The following is a 19,820-nucleotide window of genomic DNA, read 5'->3' as shown; positions in this document are numbered from 1 at the left end:
GAGACATTGCGTCCCATTCGTCTAGTGGTCTAGGACACCGCCCTTTCACGGCGGGAACAGGGGTTCGAACCCCCTATGGGACGCCACTCGACTCATCAGATAACCGGAATGCGGGAATAGCTCAGTGGTAGAGCATCGCCTTGCCAAGGCGAGGGTCGGGAGTTCGAATCTCCTTTCCCGCTCCATCTTCTGAAAGGAAGATACAGCGTCCCATTCGTCTAGTGGTCCAGGACACCGCCCTTTCACGGCGGGAACAGGGGTTCGAACCCCCTATGGGACGCCACTTCTTCGACTGCAGCGTAGAGTCGTCGAGGTAGTGGTAGAAGTAGTAGTAGAACGAGAAGTACGAGACAGGCGGGAATAGCTCAGTGGTAGAGCATCGCCTTGCCAAGGCGAGGGTCGGGAGTTCGAATCTCCTTTCCCGCTCCATGCGTCCCATTCGTCTAGTGGTCCAGGACACCGCCCTTTCACGGCGGGAACAGGGGTTCGAACCCCCTATGGGACGCCAACTCGCTCTCGTCGTGCCAACAGTAGTACCGATATCAAGCGGGAATAGCTCAGTGGTAGAGCATCGCCTTGCCAAGGCGAGGGTCGGGAGTTCGAATCTCCTTTCCCGCTCCAATCGGTTTCACGCTACTGGCCAAGGCTCGCGTCAGGAGCTGGAGCGCCAGCCCGGTCGAATCTCCTTTCCCGCTCCAATCGGTTCTCCCTCTCTGAATTCTGATCATAAGCTAAGGCGCCAGCCTGGCTGATGATGTCTTGTCGTTTTTCGTATTTCACTCCAGAAGATCCCCTGTTTCCCCGGTCAGGCCAGGGCTCACTGCTTGAGCCGGAATGCCGGCCCGGCTGTTGCTGTCCGTCCGAATGCGCTATGGTGCCCCACTAGACACGGGGTGCGGCCATGGCCGCTGAGAAAATACCCGTCGAACCTGATCCAGTTCACACTGGCGAAGGGATGTCGGCCGGCTCCAGCGCGGCGCCCTTTGCCGCGTACCAAGGAGTCTTCATGGCCGTTTCCTCTCTCTCCATCGACCAGCAGGCCATCGATCAGCAGGTCGTGCTTGTTACCGGCGGTGCTCGTGGGCTCGGCGCTCATCTGACCCGAGCCTTTCTCGGGCAGGGCGCCCGGGTGGTGGTGAACTATTTCCAGAGTCGCGATGCCGCCGAGGCACTGGTGAAGGAGGCGCCGCAGCGGGTACTGGCCGTCCAGGCCGACGTGCGTGACGCCGAGGCGATCGAGTCGCTGTTCGAGCAGGCGCGTGAGCACTTCGGCACGCCGATCACCACCGTGGTCAACAACGCCCTGCCCGCGTTCACCTTCAACGGCGACGCGCGTCCCGACGCCGATGCCCTGGACTGGTCGCATCTCCAGCAACAGCTTGAGGGTGTCAACCGGGGAGCGCTGAACACCATCCAGGCGGCGCTGGCCGGCATGCGCGAGCAGGGAGGTGGACGCATCGTCAATATCGGCACCAATCTGTTCCAGAATCCCGTCGTGCCGTACCACGACTACACCGCGGGCAAGGCCGCGCTGCTCTCGCTGACCCGTACGCTCGCCAACGACCTGGGGCCCGACAACATCACCGTGAACATGATCTCCGGCGGGCTGCTGCGCACCACCGATGCGTCCAGCGCGACCCCGGAGGCGGTCTTCGACCTGATCGCGCAGAATACCCCCCTGCGGCGGGTGACCACCCCGGAGGAGTTTGCCGACGCGGCGCTGTTCTTCGCCTCCCCCTGGGCCAGGGCGGTCACCGGCCAGAACCTGATCGTCGACGGCGGACTGGTGAAAGGGTGATGAAGGCACGCAATCCCGACGAGAAATTGCACCTCAATCTGTTCGTGATGGGGTGCGGCCACCATCGCGCGGCATGGCGCCATCCCGACTCCTGCGCCGAGCGGCTTGGCGACATCGCCTACTATGAGTCCCTGGCCCGCACCGCCGAGCGCGGCAAGCTGGATGCGCTGTTCTTCGCCGATGGCATGAGCGCCGGCAGCGTGGAGGATGGCTTCCACTGGCACCTCGAGCCGCTGACCGCGCTCTCCGCCATGAGCCGGGCCACCCGGCGGATCGGGCTGATCAGCACGCTCTCGAGCACCTTCTACACTCCCTTCCACGCCGCCAGGCTGGTGGGCTCGCTGGACCACATCTCCGGCGGGCGAGTGGGCTGGAACGTGGTGACCTCGATGTTCGACAGCGAGGCGCGCAACCATGGCTATACGGCCATGCCCCCCCATGGCGAGCGCTATGTGCGCGCCGAGGAGTTCGTGCAGACGGTATTGGCGTTGTGGGACAGCTGGTCCGACGACGCCATCGAGCGCGATCGTAAGGGCCGCTATGCCGATCCCGACAAGGTGCGCCAGATTGACCATCACGGTGAGCACTTCCTGGTCGACGGGCCCCTCAACCTGCCGCGTCCTCCCCAGGGCAACCCGGTACTGGTACAGGCGGGTGCTTCTTCCCAGGGGCGCGATCTGGCGGCGCGCTACGCCGAGGCGATCTATGCTGTCGCCTACGACCTGGAGGCAGCCCAGGCCTACTACCGGGACATCAAGTCGCGGGTGGCGGCGGCCGGGCGCACCGCGCCGGTGCCGATCCTGCCGGGGCTCGTCACCTATGTGGGCGCTACCATGGAGGAGGCTCGAGCCAAGCAGCGCGAGCTGGACGACTGTCTGCCGGTGGAGGCCTCGCTGCGCCAGCTGGGACTGTTCATCGAGCAGGACTGCAGTGACTGGGAGCTGGATGCCCCGGTGCCGCCACTACCGCCGCTGACCGAGTTCCGTGGTCCCCAGGGGCGCTATGCCACCATCCTGCGCATCATCGAGACCGAGCAGCCCACCCTGCGCGAGCTGCTGGGGCGGCTCGCCGCCGGCGGCGGCCACTGCACCATGATCGGTACCCCGGAGAGCATCGCCGATGAGATGGAGCGCTGGTTCCACGGCCGCGGGGCGGACGGCTTCAACCTGATGCCGCCGTCGCTGCCCTCCGGGATCGAGGACTTCGTGGATCAGGTGGTGCCGGAACTGCAGCGTCGCGGACTCTTCCGGGAAGAGTACGAGGCGGCGACGCTGCGGGGGCACTTGGGCCTCGAGAGGCCGCCCGGCCGGCGCTCCTAGCGTCCAGCGCACCTGCTTTTTGAAACGCAAACGTCCCTCGAAACGCAAATGCCCTTCGAAGCGCTAACGTCCCAGAAACGCCAACGCCCCCTTCCGGGGGCGTTGGCGTGTGATCCCTTAGCCCTCGAAGCGTCGGGTGCCGGCGCTCAGAGCCGCAAAGTCGAAGCGTTGCTTCGCCGGCAGCAGCGCCAGGAGCGCCAGGCCCGTCACGACCGGCACGAAGGTGGCGAGCAGGAAGGACTCCATCAGGGTGTTCAAGGCGTCGCCCGGGGCCGGGAAGAGGAAGAGTCCGGCGACCAGGCCGCTGAGCGTGGCCAGTACCGCGGCGCGGCCGTCGAAGCGGCGGTTGAACAGCCCGAAGAATACCGGGAAGGCCGCCGCGCAGCAGAGCAGGTCGGCCAGCAGGAACAGGTAGAGCACGCTGTAGCCCTGGGCGGCCACGAAGGTCACCGGCAGTGCCAGCAGCAGGATCAGCCAGCGCGACAGTCGCATCAGCCGCTGGCCGCTGGCGTCAGGCAGCAGCCGTCCGCCATCCACGGCGATCATGCTCGAGGCGGCGCTGATGGTGGTGTCGGCGCTGCTCATGACCAGCGCCAGGCCCAGGAAGATCAGGCCCACGGCGAACCAGTCGGGAATGTCGGCGAGCAGCACGCTGAACAGCGCGACCGAGCCGTCACCGGGAAGGCCCAGCCCCACGAACGCCAGGCCGAACAGGCCCATCACGAAGATCATCGGGGCGCTCAGCAGGCCGCCGAGCAGAAAGCCAAGCCCCACGGCGCGGTTGCTCTGCGCCGCGTAGACCCGCTGCCAGTTGCCCTGATAGAAGAGTCCGGTCAGCATCACGGCCAGGAAGAAGGTGAGGCCGGCCTTGAGCCCCCCCAGGTCGGTGATATCCAGCAGTTGCGGTGCCGCCGACTCGAGCCCGGCGAGGGTGGGGCCGACGCCGCCGGCGGCCTGCCAGCCGACGATCAGCAGCACGGCGAGCAGCGGCATGATCACGACCATCTGCACCTTGTCGGTGAAGATCGAGGCACGCAGTCCGCCATACAGGGTGTAGAGCAGGGTGGCCGCCATCACCACCGAGCTGGTCGCCCACAGCGGGACCGGCGCCAGCAGCCCGACCATCTTGGCGATGGCGGTGATGCCCGCGGCCAGGGAGATGAACAGGTAGAACAGCATGATGACCAGGGTGAAGGCGTACATGGGGCGCCCGTAGCGGCTCATCACGAACTCGGTAAGCGAGTGGCCGCCCGGCGATAGCTCGCGCAGGCGCCGCCCCAGGGGAATCATCACCAGACGGGGTGCCAGCGAGCCCAGTGCATAGCCGGCAATGGCACCCAGGCCGCCCCAGGTGGCTGCCTGGGCGGGGCCGAACAGGATCCAGGTGCCCAGCGTCGAGGCCATCAGGGTCAGCACCGTGGCGGTGGCCCCCTGGCTGTTGCGGGCGATGATGAAGTCCTCGAGGCTCTCGTTGTGGCGGCGTGCATAGAGCAGGCCCGGCACGGCGAACAGCACGGAGAAGGCGATGAGCCACCAGAAGGCGTGGGCGGTCGACAGCATGACGTACTCCCTAGCGTGGATAGGCCCGGTACGATGCCGAGCGTCGCTACGAGAGGACGCAGTTGCGTTGGGTGAGAAGCATGGCCGGATGGCACTTCCTTCCCTTCGCCGGCATTATCCGGATCAGGTTCGAAGGGTCACCGGGCGTGTCATCTGCGCACGCTGCCGGAATCTCAGTCCACCAGGACTCCCCCAGGAATACGACCCAGCTTAGGGGGCCGGTGTCACGGGGTCAACATGGCGCGAATACCCGCTTGAATCGGTAAGGTATCGCCCTCATATCGTTAGCAGCATAGTTTTTACGGAATCCGTCGTTGCGCTAGTCGTTGCGCTAGTCGTTGCGGAAGCCCCGCTATCGAACACCGAATCGTTTCAAGGATTGCACATGGCCGAACCGGCTCTGTCCATCCGTGGCCTGACCAAGGTTTACGGCAATGGCTTTCAGGCCCTGAAGGGCATCGACCTCGATGTCGCGGAAGGGGACTTCTTCGCGTTGTTAGGACCCAATGGGGCCGGCAAGTCCACCACCCTGGGCGTGGTCTGCTCGCTGGTGCAGAAGAGCGACGGCAAGGTGTCGATCTTCGGCATCGATATCGACCGTGACTTCGCTCGCGCCAAGTACCACCTGGGCGTGGTGCCCCAGGAGTTCAACTTCAACCAGTTCGAGAAGGTCATCGACATCGTGCTGGCCCAGGCCGGCTACTACGGCATGTCGCGGCGCGAGGCCCTGCCGCGGGCCGAGGAACTGCTGCGTGACCTGGGGCTGTGGGACAAGCGCAACGGCAATGCCCGCATGCTCTCCGGCGGCATGAAGCGGCGCCTGATGATCGCCCGTGCCCTGATGCACCGCCCCAGGCTGTTGATCCTGGACGAGCCTACCGCCGGCGTGGATATCGAGCTGCGTCGCAGCATGTGGGAGTACATGCGCCGCATCAATCGTGAGGAGGGCACCACCATCATCCTCACCACCCACTACCTGGAGGAGGCCGAGAGCCTGTGTCGCAACGTGGCGATCATCAACCACGGTGAGATCATCCGCAATACCAGCGTGCGTAACCTGCTGATGGAGCTGGATACCGAGACCTTCCTGTTCGACCTGGCCCATGCGCTGGATGAGGTGCCGGAAGTGCCCGGCTTCGAGGTCACCCGGTCGGAGCCCGCCCAGCTCGCCGTGGCGGTCCATCGTGGCCAGCGCCTCAATGACATCTTCGAGGCACTCTCCGAGCGGGGCATTCAGGTGGTCTCCATGCGCAACCGCGCCAATCGCCTCGAGGAGATGTTCGTCTCCATGGTGGAGCAGGGCAACGAGGCCCTGGATCGGGCAGCAGACGCCGCCAGGGACAAGGAGGCCAGCGCATGAATCCCTATCAGATCGCGATCGCCCTCTGGACCCTGGTGATCAAGGAGATCAAGCGCTTCACGCGTATCTGGCCGCAGACCCTGCTGCCGCCGTCGATCACCATGACCATGTACTTCATCATCTTCGGCAACCTGATCGGTTCGCGCATCGGGGAGATGGATGGCTACAGCTATATGGACTTCATCGTCCCCGGGCTGATCATGATGGCGGTGATCACCAACAGCTACTCCAACGTCGCCTCCTCCTTCTTCTCCAACAAGTTTCAGCGCAGCGTGGAGGAGATGATGGTGTCGCCGATGCCCAACTGGGTGATCCTCTCAGGCTTCGTGCTCGGCGGCATGACCCGCGGCCTGGGGGTCGGTTTGATCGTCACGGTCGTGTCGCTGTTCTTCACCCGCCTGAGCGTGGCGCACCCGGTGCTGACCGTGTTGGTGGTGGTGCTGACCGCGGCGCTGTTCGCCATCGGCGGCTTTATCAACGCCCTGCTGGGCAAGAAGTTCGATGATATCTCCATCGTGCCGACCTTTATCCTGACGCCGCTGACCTACCTGGGCGGGATCTTCTACTCCATCTCGCTGCTGCCGGAGTTCTGGCAGGGCGTGTCGATGCTCAATCCCATCCTCTACATGGTCAACGTCTTCCGCTACGGCTTCCTCGGTGTCTCGGATATCCCGGTGGGCTGGGCCCTGGCGGCGATCCTCACCTTTATCGTGGTGCTGTTCGGCGTGGCCCTGTGGATGCTGGAGCGTGGCAAGGGGATCCGTTCATGAACCATCGTCCCAAGACCCTCGCGGATGCCCCGCTGGGGCGTGAGTCCGCCTATCCCGAGCACTACGATGCCTCGCTGCTCTACGCCATACCGCGCGCCGCCAACCGGGCGCCGCTGGGGATTAAGGAGGGGGCTCTGCCCTTCGTCGGCGAGGACGAGTGGCACGCCTTCGAAGTCAGCTGGCTGAACGCGCGCGGCAAGCCGGTGGTGGCCGTGGCACGCTTTCGTCTGCCCGCGGACTCACCCCATCTGATCGAGTCCAAGTCCTGGAAGCTCTACCTCAACGGCTTCAACCAGAGCCGCTTCGCGAGTCGTGAGGCGGTCATCGAGACGCTGGAGCGCGACCTGGCGCATGTCGCCGGGGCCGCGGTCGCCGTCGAGCTGTTCGGCGTCGACGACGAGGCGCTGATGCCGCGCCGCCTTCCCGGCGAGTGCCTGGACGAGCTGGATATCGAGATCGACGACTATACGCCCAGCGCCGAGCACCTGGTGGCGGGGGAGGAGGTCGTCGAGGAGACCCTGCACTCGCACCTGCTCAAGTCCAACTGCCCGGTTACCGGCCAGCCCGACTGGGGCAGCGTGCTGATCCGCTACCGCGGCCCCAGGCTCGACCGCGAGGGGCTGTTGCGCTACCTGATCGGCTATCGCCAGCACCAGGACTTCCACGAGCACTGCGTGGAGCACATCTTCACCGACCTGATGGCACGTGCCCGGCCGGAGCGGCTGCTGGTGTTGGCGCGCTATGTACGCCGAGGCGGGCTCGATATCAGCCCGTGGCGGGCGACACCGGGTGAGCGCCCCCCGGAACCGCTGCGGCTCGCGCGTCAGTAGGGCAGCCACCCGCTATCGGAGTTACCGAAATCAAGGGGCGCTGAGGACAGCACCTCACTCGCACGACAGGCGAGCGGGGCGCTGCTAGAGTGGCGAGAACCATTTAGAGTGACGAGAACTGTTCTCGTATCAAGATTGCCAAGGGAGAGTTAATGATGGACGCGATATCGCTGCTGCATGAACGCAGCTCCATGGGCAAGCTGATGGGGCCACCGCCCAACGCCGAACAGCTCGAGGTCATCTATCGGGCGGCCCTGCGGGCACCGGACCACAAGGAACTGCGCCCCTGGCGCTTTATCGAGTTCTCCGGCGAGGGCCTGGAGCGGCTGGGCGAGCTGTTCGCCGAGGCGGAGTATCGTGAGGACCCTCATGTCGGAGATACCGCCCTGAACGCCGCCCGCAAGAAGCCGCTGCGTGCACCCATGGTGATTGCGGTGATCGCCAAGGTCACCCCGGAGGTGCCCAAGGTACCCAAGGTGGAGCAGGTGATCTCGGCCGGCTGTGCCGCCCACGCCATCCTGCTTGCCGCCCATGCCCAGGGCCTTGGCGCCATGTGGCGCAGCGGCAAGTACGCCTTCGACCCCGTGGTACGCAAGGGGCTGGGGCTGAACGAGGATGACGAGGTGGTGGCCTTCATCTATCTCGGCACCCTGGGTGGCCGCCACAAGCCCATCGCCCAGCATGATATCGACGACTTCGTCGAGCACTGGCGCTGAGATGCGTGACATCGGCGTTCCCCACCCGCGACTTCCTCTGCCGCCCCAAGGCGGTGAGGATGACCTCGGCGAATTCCTCGCCTGGCTAGGCGAGGCGATTCCGCTGGTTCGGCAGCTGGGCATCCGCGAGATGCGCCGTGAGGGCGACCGGCTCGGCTGGGAGCTGGCGCTCACCCCCAATCTCAATGACAAGGGCACCGGCTTCGGTGGCTCCCTCGCCGCCCAGACCACCCTGCTGGGCTGGTGCTGGACCACCCTCTGGCTGCGGCGTCGCGGCCTCGCCCGGGATGTGGTGGTGGCCGAGGCCACCCAGCGATTCCTGGCACCGGTGACCGGCGATTATCGTCTGGAGTGTCTGCCCGAGGCGGAGGAGGGGCCCGAGCGCCTCGCCGCAAGGCTCGATGAGAAGGGGCGCGGGCGTATCGCCCTGATGCAGCGCCTCTGGTGCGGTGAGACCCTGTGCCTGGAGGCACGCGGCGACTACGCGGTGTTGACCGAACGCGCCTGAGACAGCGCTCGGCGAGAACGACATGATCGGCCTTCGCAACGAAGGCCGATCTTTTTTCCCCTGGCGATGGTTACTCCACCTGCCAGGCAGCCGAAGGCCTAGAGCTTGACCAGCATCTTGCCCTGGTTGCGCCCGGTAAACAGGGCCAGGAAGGCATCCGGGGTGCTCTCCAGGCCTTCCATGACGGTTTCCTGGTAGTCGATCTCGCCGCTGGCGACCCGGGGGGCGAATTCGTTCAGGAAATCGCCGTGATGCTCCCAGTGGTCGAAGACGATAAAGCCCTGCATGCGCGCGCGGCGAATCAGCAGCATCGCCAGGTTGGCCGGTCCGGCGGCGGGACCTTCGGCGTTGTAGCGTGAGATCATGCCGCAGATGGCGATGCGGGCGCCCACCCTGAGGTTATCCAGCGCCGCTTCCAGGCAGTCGCCACCGACGTTCTCGTAATAGACGTCGAAGCCCTCCGGGCAGGCGTCCTTGAGCGCCTCGCTCAGCTGGCGGGCATCCTTGCCGCGGTAGCTGATCGCCTTGATACCGTGGGATTCGAGCCACTCCAGCTTCTTGGGATCCCCGGCGATGCCGACCACGGTGCCGCCCTTGGCCTTGGCCAGCTGCACCGCGAGGGAGCCCACCGCGCCGCCGGCAGCGCTGACCAGCACGTTGTCTCCCTCCTGCATGTCGGCGATCACGTTGAGCCCGACCCAGGCGGTAGTGCCCGGCATGCCCAGCACACCCAGGTAGGCCTGAGGGGGCACATCGAAGGTGGGCAGCGGCTCGACCTGGTCACCGGGAAGCTGGGCGATATCGCGCCAGCCGCCCATATGGCGAACCCTGTCGCCCTCCTTGAAGCGCGAATCCCGGGACTCGATGACCTCGCCCACGGCGGCGCCTTCCAGCGGCTTGCCGAGCGTGAAGGGCTCGATATAGGTGGTGACACCATCCATGCGGCCACGCATGTAGGGGTCGACGGAGAGCCAGGTGTTGCGAATGCGCACCTCGCCCTCCTGAAGGGCGGGCAGCTCCGCCGCCTCGAGCTGGAACAGCTCGCGGTCGGGCATGCCCTGGGGGTGTTCGTGAATGGTGAAATAGCGGCTGTGCATGGAGCCTCCTTGGAGTTCAGTGGTCTCTGCAGGCGGAGCGTTCGGTTCGACGCCCGAGGCCTGTCAGCGCTGCGTCTGGCTGTCAGTGGTGATCCCAGGCTACGCCATCCGAGTGATATCACGCCAATGCAAGTTGCTTAAATGCAATATGCACCAAGCTGATATCATGGCCATTGAAATCCTGATTTCCACCACCAAGGCATGCCCTCCCATGCACCTCGCCGATCTCGCTCGTCACGACCTGAATGCCCTGGTGACCCTGCATGCGCTGCTGGACTCCCGCAGTGTCACCCGGGCCGCCCAGCGTCTCAACCTCAGTCAGCCTGCGGTCTCGCGGACCCTGTCGCGGCTGCGCCTGGCCTTCGATGACCCACTGTTCGTGCGCACTCACCGCGGGCTGCGCCCCACGGCGAGGGCCGAGGCGCTGGGGCCGCCCCTGGCGCGTCTGCTGGAAGAGCTGGGGGCCCTGCTGGCGCCACCGGAGTTCGATCCGGCCAGCACCACTCGACGCTTTCAGCTGGCGACCACCGACTATGGCATGCACGCCTTCCTGGCGCCTCAGTGGCAGGCCCTGAAGCGGCAGGCGCCCCATCTGCGGCTGGATATCCAGGCCTATAGCGGCAGCATCGAGCAGCGGCTCGACGAGGGTGGCCCCGAGCTTGCGCTCTGCGTGCTCGGTGACCAGGTGCCGGCCAATGTGCATGGCCGTGAGCTCGGTCGCGACCATTTCGTCTGCGTGATGCGCGAGACGCATCCGCTGGCCCGGGAGCCGGAGGCAGCCTTTACGCTGGAGGCGTTTCTGGAAGCGGATCACCAGCTGATCACCATGGGCGGTGATGATCGTGGGGCGGTGGACCTGGCGCTGGCCCGGCAAGGCCTGAGCCGGCGCGTGAGCCTGCGTCAGCCGCACTTCCTGGCGAGCTTCTCGGCCACCCAGCACAGTGACCTGCTGCTGTGCGTGCCGGGCTGCCTCGCCGCCAGCGTGCTCGAGCACTGGCCGCTGGCGCTGCGGCGGCTGCCCCTCGAGGTGGCTTCCTTCTCCTACTGGCTGGTGTGGCATGAGCGCCACCATGGGGATGCCGGCCACGCCTGGCTGCGACAGACCCTGTTCGAGGGTCTCGAGACCCGCTATCACACGCTTCGCCGCCGGCTGCCCGTGGTGTGAGCCGGCGCCGGCCATGTAGGAAAGAGGGCCTACAGACGCGCCTTGAGCCACTCGATGGCGTGAGTGGCCCGAGCCGAGAGCGGCCATTCGGCGCGATGCAGAAGCCATAGCGAATCCACCACCCTGGGCAGGTCCTCGACGACCCGGATCGCCTCGGGGCGTGCGAATGCCTGACGCGCGAAGCGAGGCAGGACACTGAATCCCAGCCCTGCGGCGACCGGGTCGAGAATCAGTCCGATCTGATTGGTAAACCCCCGGCAGGGCAGCTGGCCTATCCCCGGGTTACCCGGGAAGCAGCGACTCAAGAGCCGAGTGGCCATGTCGTGTCCGTCGGGATGATCGATGAAGCCAAGCCGCATCAGATCCGCCCAGCCCTCGACTCGCTCCCCGGCCGGGACCACCAGCTCGAGGGCTTCCCGCGCGAAGAGCGACACCGACAGGCGAGAGTCCTCGGGCCGCTGGGTGGCGAGCCCAAACTCGGCACGCTTGTCGAGCACACTCGCGATGACCTCGCCGGTCGGGCCGAAGCGATGGCGAATGGTGAGGCCGGGCGCTTCGCCCTGCAGGGCCAGCAGATGGGGGTAGATCGCCAGGCCGATGCTGCCGGGCGTGATAAGGCTGAGATCGCCCCGGGTGGCGTCATCGCCGGCCAGGCGCTGTTGCAGGCGCTGGTCGGCGGCGTGCATCTCTCGCTGGTAGTCGAGCAGGGCATGGCCCGCGGGGGTCAGCTCCAGCTGCCTCGGCTGGCGCAGCAGTAGCGGCCCGAGTCGCGTTTCCAGGTGCTTGATATGCTGGCTGACCGCGGCCTGGGTCAGGTCCAGTCGCTCGGCCGCACGGGTGAAGTTGCCAAGCTCGACCACGGCCTCGAAAGTGCGCAGCCACTGAGGTTGAAGCATAAATATCTTTTATCACGGGGATAAGAGGGTGGTGGTTTTGATTATGGCCTGCGCCGCCTAGCATGGCCAACGTCATATCCCGGACGACCAACAGGAGTCTTCGTCATGAGTCAGCCCTATCCCCGCACCTTCTCTCATATCGGCATTTCGGTACCCGATGTCGAGGCGGCCGTCGCGTTCTACACCGAGGTTCTCGGCTGGTACGTGATCATGGAGCCCACCACCATCGTCGAGGACGACTCCGCCATCGGCACGATGTGCAGTGATGTCTTCGGGCCGGGCTGGGAGTCGTTCCGTATCGCTCACCTGTCGACCGGTGACCGGGTCGGCGTCGAGCTGTTCGAGTTCAAGGAGCAGCAAGCTCCCGAGAACAACTTCGAGTACTGGAAGACCGGCATCTTCCACTTCTGTATCCAGGACCCCGACGTGGAAGGGCTCGCCGAACGCATCGTCGCTGCCGGTGGCAAGCAGCGCATGCCGGTCAGGGAGTACTTCCCCGGCGAGAAGCCGTTCCGCATGGTCTATATGGAAGACCCCTTCGGCAATATTCTCGAGATCTATAGCCACAGCTATGAGCTGACCTACTCCGCCGGGGCCTACGCCTCCTGACACCTGCCGAAACGGCAACGGGGCTATCGCCCAGTCCCGTGGTCGCCGGCGAGACCCCCGTACGACCAATTCCCGGCTACTCTGGAGGTACGGCATCGTCCCCGGGGCGAGTCGCCAAGCCATAAGAGGGTGTCGGGGCCATGGAGCAGATCCAGTTCGTGCCACTGTTGATGGGGGAGGTCGAACAGTACCTTCGCGGGCTGGTCGAGGCTAGTCCGCGCCTGCTGGCCGCCGTGGCGCTGATCCTGGTGACCTGGGGGATGGCGCGGCTGCTTGGCGCCCTCGTGAGTCGACTGGCGCGAAGGGCGCGCCTGCGACGCAACCTGATCGATGTGCTGGCCATGCTGACCCACCTAACGGTCTGGCTGATCGGTCTGCTGGTCGCGATCACCCTGGTCTTTCCCACGGTCACCCCGGCCAAGGCGTTAACCACGCTGGGGCTGGGCTCCCTGGCCGTGGGCTTCGCCTTCAAGGATATCTTCGAGAACTTCCTGGCAGGACTGCTGATCCTGTGGCGCGAACCGTTCAAGATTGGCGATCACATCGCCGTGGAGGAGCATGAGGTCGAGGGGCTGGTCGAGCTGATCACCGTGCGCGACAGCCATATTCGGCGTACCGACGGCCAGCGCATCGTGGTGCCCAATGCCCTGTTGTTCGAGAACCCGGTCATCGTGCGCACCGACCGTGATGTGCGGCGCACCTCGATCATCGTCGGCATCGCCTACGATGAAGACGTCGATGCCGCCCGGGAGGTGATCGGGGACGCGGTGCGCCATGTCGACTCGGTGCGTGATGATGTGCGCGATATCCAGGTCTTCGCCAAGGCCTTCGGTGAAAGCTCGATCGACTTCGAGGTGACCTGGTGGACCGGCTCCAAGCCGGTGGATATTCGCTCCTCGCGAGACCAGGTGGTCGCCGCGATCAAGCGTGCTCTCGACGAGCACGGCATCGAGATACCATTTCCCTACCGCACGTTGGTGTTCAAGCCTGGCTCACCTCTGCCACTCGCCTCCGCCCAGCCCGAGGAGGGGGAGTGAGGGTGCCTGTCCGGCGTCCTGTGCAACTTTCTTGCTTGGTGACACTGATATCAGAGACAGCCTGATGGACGGCCTGGAGACCGGGGCAACTCGGAAGGACCCAGTGTCCATGGGAAGGGACAATTGGGAGCCTGATCTTCTCGCCTATCAGATCGGCTCGCGACCCTCGCGACCCTCGCGGCACAGGAAGCGTGGCTGCTTCTTCCCGTCCACCGGCAGCCACACGTACCAGCCGTCCGCCGTCACCAGGCAGCGGTGATAGGTGAACGCCCCCTTGACGTAGTTGGAAGTGCCAACCTTCTCGACGGTGGCGTTGATGGGCTAGGGCGCCTTCTCCTTGGCCCAGTGCGGCCGGTAGCCCCACCACCCGCTGCCTGCTCGAACGCATCGTCTTGGGCGACGTCTGGGGCGTCGGCCTGCGGTTGGTCGAGCGGCTCACCATCCAGGGCATCGAGACCGCCTGGGGTCTACGCCAGGCCGACACCAAGGCCATCCGCCGGCGCTTCTCCGTCACCCTCGAGCGCATCGTGTGCCAGCTCCAAGGCACGCCCTGCATCGAGCTCAACGACGCCGACCGCCCGCGCGATCGCATCATGACCTCGCGCTCCTTCGGCCGCCTCACCGGCGAGCTGGGCGACCTGCAGGAAGCCATCCGCCAGCACGCCCAGCGCGGCGCCGAGAAGCTCCGCCAGCAGGACAGCCACGCCCGCGCCGTGCTGGTCTTCCTCAAGACCAACCGCCACCGGCCCGACCTGCCTCAGTATTTTCCAAGCGTCGTGGTCGAGCTGCCCGAGCCTACCGACGACAGCCGGCCGATCCTGGCCACCGCCCAGCAGGGCATCGAGGCGATCTATCGCCGCGATACAGGTTCATGAAGGCCGGAGTGATGCTCTCGACTTCGTGGACGCTAACCGCGAGCAGCTCACGCTCCTCGACACGCCCGAGCGGGAAGCCCAGCGCGATCGCGACCACAATTTGATGGCCGTCCTGGACGAGCTCAACGGGAAGATGGGCAGAGGCACTGTGCGCCTGGGCGTGCCGCGCTAGAACGCCGCCTTGCACTTGCGCTGCGCGCACCGCCGTGGACAACACAGTGGGGGGGGTGAAGGAAGAAGGTGCGAGCCTGAAGTAGGCCATCCTTGGGTTGCCGCAAGCCTCTTGCGGGGGAGTCATGACGTCGGCCAGCCATCCTGGCGACGAGCTTCTCCAGAAGTGCGCAGGTGCCAGACGTCATGCGTTTCAGCCTAGCGCTGCCGGAGAGGCGGCATGATCTTGCCCACCAACAGTGGACACCCCGTTAAGGTATACACTCAACGAGGTGACCCATGGCAAAGCAAGCTACCCCGATGAAGAAGACACGTGCTCGTTACTCCGATGCCTACCGCGAGGAAGCACTTGCCCTCGCTGACCGAGTGGGGGCTGCCGCTGCCGCCCGTGAGCTGGGCTTGCAGCCCAGCCAGCTCTATCAATGGCGTGCCAAGGCCCAGCAAAAGAAAAACGCCTCCGAACGCGAGCAGTCACTTGCCGAAGAAAACGCCCGACTTAAGCGGCAACTCGCTGAAATGTCGGAGGAATTGGCCATAACAAAAAAGGCCGCAGTGTACTTTGCGAAGAGCCTGAAGTGAAGTACGCCTTTATCCAGCAGCATCGTCAGGCATTCAGTACTCAGCGTATGTGCGCCGTACTCGGCGTGGCACGCAGCGGCTACTATGCCTGGCGTCAGCATGCTGGAGTACCGTCCCCGCGGCGCCGTCAACAGGCCATCACTAACCAGCGTGTGGCTCAGGCCTTTCAGCAGGGCAAGGGGCGCTCAGGCGCCCCCAGGCTGACTCACGACCTGAACAATGCTGGCGTTGACATCTGTCGCAATACTGTGGCTGTCAGCCTCCGGCGGCAGAATCTGCGGGCTAAAGCGGCTCGCAAGTACAAGGCCACGACGAACTCACGGCATGCATTGCCCGTGGCTCCTAACCTGCTGAAACAAGACTTTACCGCCGACGCGCCGAACCAAAAATGGGTCGGTGACATCACCTACCTGGCGACCAGTGAAGGCTGGCTTTACCTGGCCGTGCTGCTCGACTTGTACTCACGCAAGGTCATCGGCTGGGCGATGAGCGAGCGCATGACTACTGACCTGGTCGGCGATGCCCTGCAGATGGCCCTGTGGGGCCGCAAGATGCCCAAGGGGGTGATCGTCCACTCCGACCGCGGGGGTCAATATTGTTCGACGCTATACCAATCGTTGCTGACCCGCCACGAACTCCAGTGCAGCATGAGCGCCAAGGGCAATTGCTATGACAATGCGTGCGCCGAGAGCTTCTTCCACAGCCTCAAGGTTGAAGCCATCCATGGCGAGCGATTCGAGACCCGGGACGCCATGCGACGACAAGTATTCGAGTATATTGAGTTGGACTACAACCGGCAGCGCCGGCACAGTGCAATCGGGATGATCAGCCCGGAGGCCTTCGAAGCCAGAATGATCGCTTAGATCAGTGTCCACAATTGCTGAGTAAGATCAGTAGACCACCACCTCGAAGAGCTCCCCGTCGGGATGCAACTTGGGACATTGACGTGGCCGATGCCGCGTCAGGCGAGCCCGGTAGCCCGCCAAGCCGGCATCGTAGCCCTTGATGGGGTCGATCGTGTGGCGAGCGAGTTCTCGCGACACGGTGCTCGGTGCACGGCCCAGATGAGTGGCGATGGACCGGATTGAATGAGTCGCTCGCATCATCATGATGGCGGCTCGGTCTTCAGCAGTGAGATGGCGGTAGCAATGAGTCATGGCAACACCGTACCTGATGGGGCATGTGTTGCACTTGGTCATTGAGACCGCCCAGCCTCATTGGCTTTTCAATCCAGGCGTCGCAAAATTCTTCGAGTCTTTCTAAATTTATCTCTGACACTTTCTTTCTCTAGCAAATGTTAATACCGGAGTTATGCACCAAGGTGATGCAGGTAGCCGGCGCCATATTGTAGCGTGGCGCCCCCCAAGGGCCAGCTACAAGCGCTGGGCCTGGGAGAGCTTGGGGTGTGGGCTATAAAGAGCGAAACGGCCACACAAAACTCCACCTCAAATACTTATCAGGCTAAAGCTGTAACATAGCCATCTTTTTCCATTATAGGTGGAGGCAGCATTGGCTCTATCATTCTTAACTCCCCTTGTACCTTAAAGGATTTATAGAAGAAAGTGCATCTAAGGTGTAAGACCTTACCTTTCTTTCATACTTTTCTCGAGTTACGACTCTCCCATTAAGACTAAGCGGATGGGAAACGAAGAATAAATCACCATGCCAGAGATCACACTGATTTCGGCACCCATTCATCTCATGAAAACCAATTAGTATAAATCAGCAAGAATGCTAATAAAGCAAAAAAAACAGGAGCCCAGCTCAAAACCCTAAAAACCCATAGGGTTCTTCTAACTCGTTTCTCGTAATTACCGAGATCAGCTTCCAAGTCTTCCAGGTGACTCTTTAGATCGTCAGGATAAACCTCCCTCCTTCCTTCAAAAGACCCCAAGACCAAAGCTTTAGACTTTACAGTTCTATTAAACTGCCTTTGCTGGTTTGAAACTAGCTGAGATATTATCAAGGAAGCAAGAAAAACACCAATTACAATAAAATAACTTTCCCAGAAACCGTCTGCCTTTATCAATGCAACAATGGCGGCAAAGGAAAGAGGAATACTCAAGACTCGCGTTGTAATATCTGACAGCACTTTGGAGAACTGCTCAGAAATTGAAATTTCAGCTTCAGCAACCTCTCGCTTTGCTTTGTGGAAAGCAAATCCGCTTATATAGGTGCCAATATTCTTGTTGTACAGATCTACAAATTCATCCCACTTTTCAACGAGATGATCAAAAGCGCCAACCCTAGCCTTATCGCCTTTAACGAAATCAATCAACGTACTCGAGAAAACGTTGAGTTTCTCATGATAGTGCATATCCGTTGTTTGATCATTATCGCACAGAGAGCTCAACAGACAGAGATCCAACTCCCCTGCTTTCAAAACGACCTTGGGGTCAGCTTTTGCTTTTATAGCAACAGTGCTTTGACCACCGCCTTCTTCTGGATGGATAAAGACGAGGTTTAAACCGCTAGCGGTTGCCTTTGCATCGTGATAATGAGCAAGACAAGAGAGCTTCTTGACAAAATCGCAAAAAGCTCCAAGCGAATCCACACATGGATCTAAGTCTTGATCTCTTGAATAACACCTCTCTTCAATAAGATAAAACTCACCGGGAGCATTACCACTGCTAATCGATGCATTGCTATTTATTAGCTCATCAAAGTTCCTGTAAAATCTTTCAGCTCCGCCAGTACGCAACCGAAACTCAAAGGAAAGCTTCCTTCCAACCACAGGAAGCGGTTCCTCATCAGTGAAGTCCTCTTCATCGACTTCAATGTCTAAAAACCGCCCCAGGTTGTCATCTTGACGAACCTGATTCACAAGATCACGAACCTCGTCGCCGAACTCTGTCTCAGCTTTGATCCGTCCATCCATGATGGCTGGAGCTTTTACCAGTCTGTATAACTGGACTAAAGGAGCTAAGCTCACTTAATTAACCCTCATCATCGCCATCTTGTTCTTGACCATCGCCATCATCATTAATCTCTTGGTCAAGCTGCTGAATCACTTCCGGCGGAAGCTGAGTGATCGTCAAGCTTCCTAGGTCTTTATTATAAAATATTTCTGAGGCCGGGTCAGTACCCAAAGCAACTTTGTCAAAAACAAACCTCCAATTCGGGGACTTGGCAGTAACATGCGTATGGCGGTTTAGAGAGGTCTTACTTACTGGAAACTCAACGGGAATAGCTAGTTCATCGCTATTTAAAACTGTCACATACGCACCAACGATCTCTTGGGCCTCGTCCCCTAAATCATGTGGAACATGATTACTGGCGATATTCGCAACCTCGGGAAGTTTAACCGGCTCCCTATTTTCTAGCTTCTCATGCAAATACGCATATAGATCTGACATAAATGCATCTTTATTATGCTTGATGCTATCATTTTCCTTAAAGAACTTCCTCGATCCACGAATCAGGTTCGTGGTTGCTCGATTTGAGGTATTGCCCTCCGAGCAACCTAGAGCTGTAATGAAATACCCAGACGCAGATCGAGAAGAAGCTGGGCTTATAAAGCTTAGATAATTAATCTCCCTTTTTTCTTCTGCAGTAGCATTCTCATATTCACTGTGTCGTACAAAGGTGATTCTTGCAGCTTGATGGAGCTTACTAAGATCAAGTTGCTCAAGCTCTTCAGGGCTCAAGTCTTCTGATAGCCGCATACCCGGGGTCTTTTTGATCATGACAACAAGGAAGTATCGCACACCGTCTGCGACTAAATCGGAAAACAGGATATACCCACCTGATGCAGCGCTGACAGACCCTTTGTCGTAAAGCCTATGCATACCTATATGGCTTATTTTGATAAAATCAAGATCAGTTGGGTCATCTTTTCTAGCATAATTTTGAAACTCATCAGGGAACTGCCCCCGACCGTCTCCATCAACAAAGGTGCCATAATGGGCACCATTGTAGCGATCTCCATAGATCTTGGTTACTCCCTCTACAAGCTTGATGACCAGCGGGTGCTTGTTATCCAAGACCAAGGGCCGGTAGTTAGAGTTTTCTATCGGCTTATGCCGCTCTTTTACCAGCTCATGAACAATCACTTTATTTATTTTCATCCCTTCGCCTCCTTGCGTACCGGCTTTCCGTGCGGATTTTATCGAACGCGGCGGCCTTCCGCCGCATTTACAGCTTCCCGTCTTTGCAGGAATGCGGTTTTAAAGTCACGAGATGCACACCTCGCAGCGTCCCTGGATCTCCATTGCCCGCATCTGCTCGGGCGGAATCATCTCGGGCTGGTAATGCTTGTTATCGCTGATCAGGTGCAGCGCGCTGCCGGCCAGGTGCTGCAACCGCTTGATGCGCCCCTCGCCGCTGACCAAAGCTCCTTTCGGGTACGAATCACAGCTCTGGGTCAATATTTATCTGACTGCCATCTCAAGCGTTGCAATACCCTCTGCGTGGAGCGACTCGATAGAAAGCTGGCATTACCAAGCCCATCGCTCTCAAACATACTGCAACTCAAAACACTTAGGGTCACACTACCTAAGAGATCCTCTGCTGTCATGCTTGAGTATGGAG

General features: G+C 61.6%; 21 protein-coding genes, 6 tRNA genes and 2 riboswitches. Of the genes, 19 read left to right on the top strand and 8 right to left on the bottom strand.

All coding sequences use genetic code 11. The features are described 5' to 3' along the window. Positions 1-10 precede the first annotated feature (10 nt). From RM463_RS03385 to RM463_RS03350, 8 genes are all read left to right on the top strand, one after another. A tRNA-Glu gene (locus RM463_RS03385) sits at positions 11-86 on the top strand. A 24-nt stretch (positions 87-110) separates the two neighbouring features. Continuing rightward, positions 111-185: transfer RNA gene (locus RM463_RS03380), tRNA-Gly, on the top strand. A gap of 22 nt (positions 186-207) precedes the next feature. Further along, positions 208-283: transfer RNA gene (locus tag RM463_RS03375), tRNA-Glu, on the top strand. Positions 284-354: 71 nt separating this feature from the next. Then, positions 355-429 (top strand) — tRNA-Gly (locus tag RM463_RS03370). A gap of 3 nt (positions 430-432) precedes the next feature. Then, a tRNA-Glu gene (locus tag RM463_RS03365) sits at positions 433-508 on the top strand. Between the two features lie 38 nt (positions 509-546). Beyond that, a tRNA-Gly gene (locus tag RM463_RS03360) sits at positions 547-621 on the top strand. 258 nt (positions 622-879) lie between these two features. Next, positions 880-973: riboswitch (TPP riboswitch) on the top strand. A 33-nt stretch (positions 974-1,006) separates the two neighbouring features. After that, on the top strand, positions 1,007-1,798 hold the full coding sequence (locus RM463_RS03355) for a 3-oxoacyl-ACP reductase (RefSeq protein WP_311428974.1): 792 nt from the start codon (positions 1,007-1,009) through the stop codon (positions 1,796-1,798). Beyond that, positions 1,798-3,117: an LLM class flavin-dependent oxidoreductase gene (locus RM463_RS03350; RefSeq protein WP_311428973.1), complete on the top strand. Its 1,320-nt coding sequence runs from the start codon at positions 1,798-1,800 to the stop codon at positions 3,115-3,117. The genes RM463_RS03355 and RM463_RS03350 overlap by 1 nt, the downstream gene beginning before the upstream one ends. 117 nt (positions 3,118-3,234) lie before the next feature. Here the strand turns inward: RM463_RS03350 and RM463_RS03345 are convergent, their stop codons facing one another. Continuing rightward, positions 3,235-4,677, bottom strand: a complete 1,443-nt coding sequence (locus RM463_RS03345; RefSeq protein ID WP_311428972.1) for a sodium:solute symporter family transporter — start codon at positions 4,675-4,677, stop codon at positions 3,235-3,237. Between the two features lie 83 nt (positions 4,678-4,760). Beyond that, positions 4,761-4,881: riboswitch (TPP riboswitch) on the bottom strand. Between the two features lie 181 nt (positions 4,882-5,062). On the opposite strand from RM463_RS03345, the gene RM463_RS03340 reads away from it, so the two are divergent. From RM463_RS03340 to RM463_RS03320, 5 genes are all read left to right on the top strand, one after another. Beyond that, positions 5,063-6,037 (top strand): ABC transporter ATP-binding protein, encoded by a 975-nt coding sequence (locus RM463_RS03340; protein WP_311428971.1) that lies wholly within the window; start codon positions 5,063-5,065, stop codon positions 6,035-6,037. Beyond that, positions 6,034-6,807 (top strand): ABC transporter permease, encoded by a 774-nt coding sequence (locus RM463_RS03335; protein ID WP_311428970.1) that lies wholly within the window; start codon positions 6,034-6,036, stop codon positions 6,805-6,807. The genes RM463_RS03340 and RM463_RS03335 overlap by 4 nt, the downstream gene beginning before the upstream one ends. Then, the gene (gene queF / locus RM463_RS03330) at positions 6,804-7,637 is read left to right on the top strand and encodes an NADPH-dependent 7-cyano-7-deazaguanine reductase QueF (RefSeq protein ID WP_311428969.1); all 834 of its coding nucleotides are present in this window, start codon (positions 6,804-6,806) and stop codon (positions 7,635-7,637) included. Before RM463_RS03335 ends, queF begins: the two co-directional genes overlap by 4 nt. A gap of 155 nt (positions 7,638-7,792) precedes the next feature. Beyond that, the gene (locus tag RM463_RS03325) at positions 7,793-8,353 is read left to right on the top strand and encodes a nitroreductase family protein (protein WP_311429122.1); all 561 of its coding nucleotides are present in this window, start codon (positions 7,793-7,795) and stop codon (positions 8,351-8,353) included. Between the two features lies 1 nt (position 8,354). Further along, a complete protein-coding gene (locus RM463_RS03320) occupies positions 8,355-8,861 on the top strand; it encodes a YiiD C-terminal domain-containing protein (RefSeq protein ID WP_311428968.1) in 507 nt (168 codons plus the stop codon). Positions 8,862-8,959: 98 nt separating this feature from the next. Here RM463_RS03320 and RM463_RS03315 read toward each other — a convergent pair whose 3' ends face one another. Further along, positions 8,960-9,958 carry an NADP-dependent oxidoreductase gene (locus tag RM463_RS03315; protein WP_311428967.1) on the bottom strand — a complete coding sequence of 333 codons (999 nt, stop codon included), beginning with the start codon at positions 9,956-9,958 and terminating at the stop codon, positions 8,960-8,962. Between the two features lie 166 nt (positions 9,959-10,124). Between RM463_RS03315 and RM463_RS03310 the strand changes: the two genes are divergently transcribed. Beyond that, entirely contained in the window at positions 10,125-11,123 is a 999-nt protein-coding gene (locus RM463_RS03310) for a LysR family transcriptional regulator (protein ID WP_311428966.1), read from the top strand. Between the two features lie 29 nt (positions 11,124-11,152). Here RM463_RS03310 and RM463_RS03305 read toward each other — a convergent pair whose 3' ends face one another. After that, positions 11,153-12,019 carry a LysR family transcriptional regulator gene (locus RM463_RS03305; RefSeq protein WP_311428965.1) on the bottom strand — a complete coding sequence of 289 codons (867 nt, stop codon included), beginning with the start codon at positions 12,017-12,019 and terminating at the stop codon, positions 11,153-11,155. 105 nt (positions 12,020-12,124) lie between these two features. Here RM463_RS03305 and RM463_RS03300 point away from each other — a divergent pair, with 105 nt between their 5' ends. Further along, positions 12,125-12,628 (top strand): lactoylglutathione lyase family protein, encoded by a 504-nt coding sequence (locus tag RM463_RS03300; RefSeq protein ID WP_195686973.1) that lies wholly within the window; start codon positions 12,125-12,127, stop codon positions 12,626-12,628. Positions 12,629-12,768: 140 nt separating this feature from the next. Further along, on the top strand, positions 12,769-13,665 hold the full coding sequence (locus tag RM463_RS03295) for a mechanosensitive ion channel family protein (RefSeq protein WP_311428964.1): 897 nt from the start codon (positions 12,769-12,771) through the stop codon (positions 13,663-13,665). A gap of 147 nt (positions 13,666-13,812) precedes the next feature. Here the strand turns inward: RM463_RS03295 and RM463_RS03290 are convergent, their stop codons facing one another. Then, a complete protein-coding gene (locus tag RM463_RS03290; RefSeq protein ID WP_311429121.1) occupies positions 13,813-13,983 on the bottom strand; it encodes an SOS response-associated peptidase family protein in 171 nt (56 codons plus the stop codon). A gap of 74 nt (positions 13,984-14,057) precedes the next feature. Here RM463_RS03290 and RM463_RS03285 point away from each other — a divergent pair, with 74 nt between their 5' ends. The 3 genes from RM463_RS03285 to RM463_RS03280 all read left to right on the top strand — a co-directional run bounded on the left by RM463_RS03285 (position 14,058) and on the right by RM463_RS03280 (position 16,153). After that, a complete protein-coding gene (locus RM463_RS03285) occupies positions 14,058-14,540 on the top strand; it encodes a hypothetical protein (protein WP_311428963.1) in 483 nt (160 codons plus the stop codon). A 103-nt stretch (positions 14,541-14,643) separates the two neighbouring features. Continuing rightward, positions 14,644-14,712, top strand: coding sequence for a DUF4113 domain-containing protein (locus RM463_RS17490; protein ID WP_409229254.1), 69 nt, complete (start codon positions 14,644-14,646; stop codon positions 14,710-14,712). A gap of 278 nt (positions 14,713-14,990) precedes the next feature. Further along, a protein-coding gene (locus RM463_RS03280; protein ID WP_311428962.1) for an IS3 family transposase occupies positions 14,991-16,153 on the top strand; the annotation gives its coding sequence in 2 pieces (ribosomal slippage) (positions 14,991-15,249 and positions 15,249-16,153; 1,164 coding nt in all). Positions 16,154-16,180: 27 nt separating this feature from the next. Here the strand turns inward: RM463_RS03280 and RM463_RS03275 are convergent. From RM463_RS03275 to RM463_RS03260, 4 genes are all read right to left on the bottom strand, one after another. Continuing rightward, positions 16,181-16,447 carry a helix-turn-helix domain-containing protein gene (locus RM463_RS03275; protein WP_311428961.1) on the bottom strand — a complete coding sequence of 89 codons (267 nt, stop codon included), beginning with the start codon at positions 16,445-16,447 and terminating at the stop codon, positions 16,181-16,183. A gap of 542 nt (positions 16,448-16,989) precedes the next feature. After that, positions 16,990-18,222 carry a hypothetical protein gene (locus RM463_RS03270; RefSeq protein WP_311428960.1) on the bottom strand — a complete coding sequence of 411 codons (1,233 nt, stop codon included), beginning with the start codon at positions 18,220-18,222 and terminating at the stop codon, positions 16,990-16,992. A 4-nt stretch (positions 18,223-18,226) separates the two neighbouring features. Beyond that, positions 18,227-19,357 (bottom strand): nucleoid-associated protein, encoded by a 1,131-nt coding sequence (locus RM463_RS03265; protein ID WP_311428959.1) that lies wholly within the window; start codon positions 19,355-19,357, stop codon positions 18,227-18,229. A gap of 105 nt (positions 19,358-19,462) precedes the next feature. Next, positions 19,463-19,657 carry a S24 family peptidase gene (locus RM463_RS03260; RefSeq protein ID WP_311428958.1) on the bottom strand — a complete coding sequence of 65 codons (195 nt, stop codon included), beginning with the start codon at positions 19,655-19,657 and terminating at the stop codon, positions 19,463-19,465. Positions 19,658-19,820: the final 163 nt, after the last annotated feature.

Source organism: Halomonas sp. LES1, assembly GCF_031846005.1.
Lineage (GTDB): Bacteria > Pseudomonadota > Gammaproteobacteria > Pseudomonadales > Halomonadaceae > Halomonas.
Note: the sequence above shows the minus strand (reverse complement) of the source record. Positions and strands in the feature narration are given on the sequence as shown.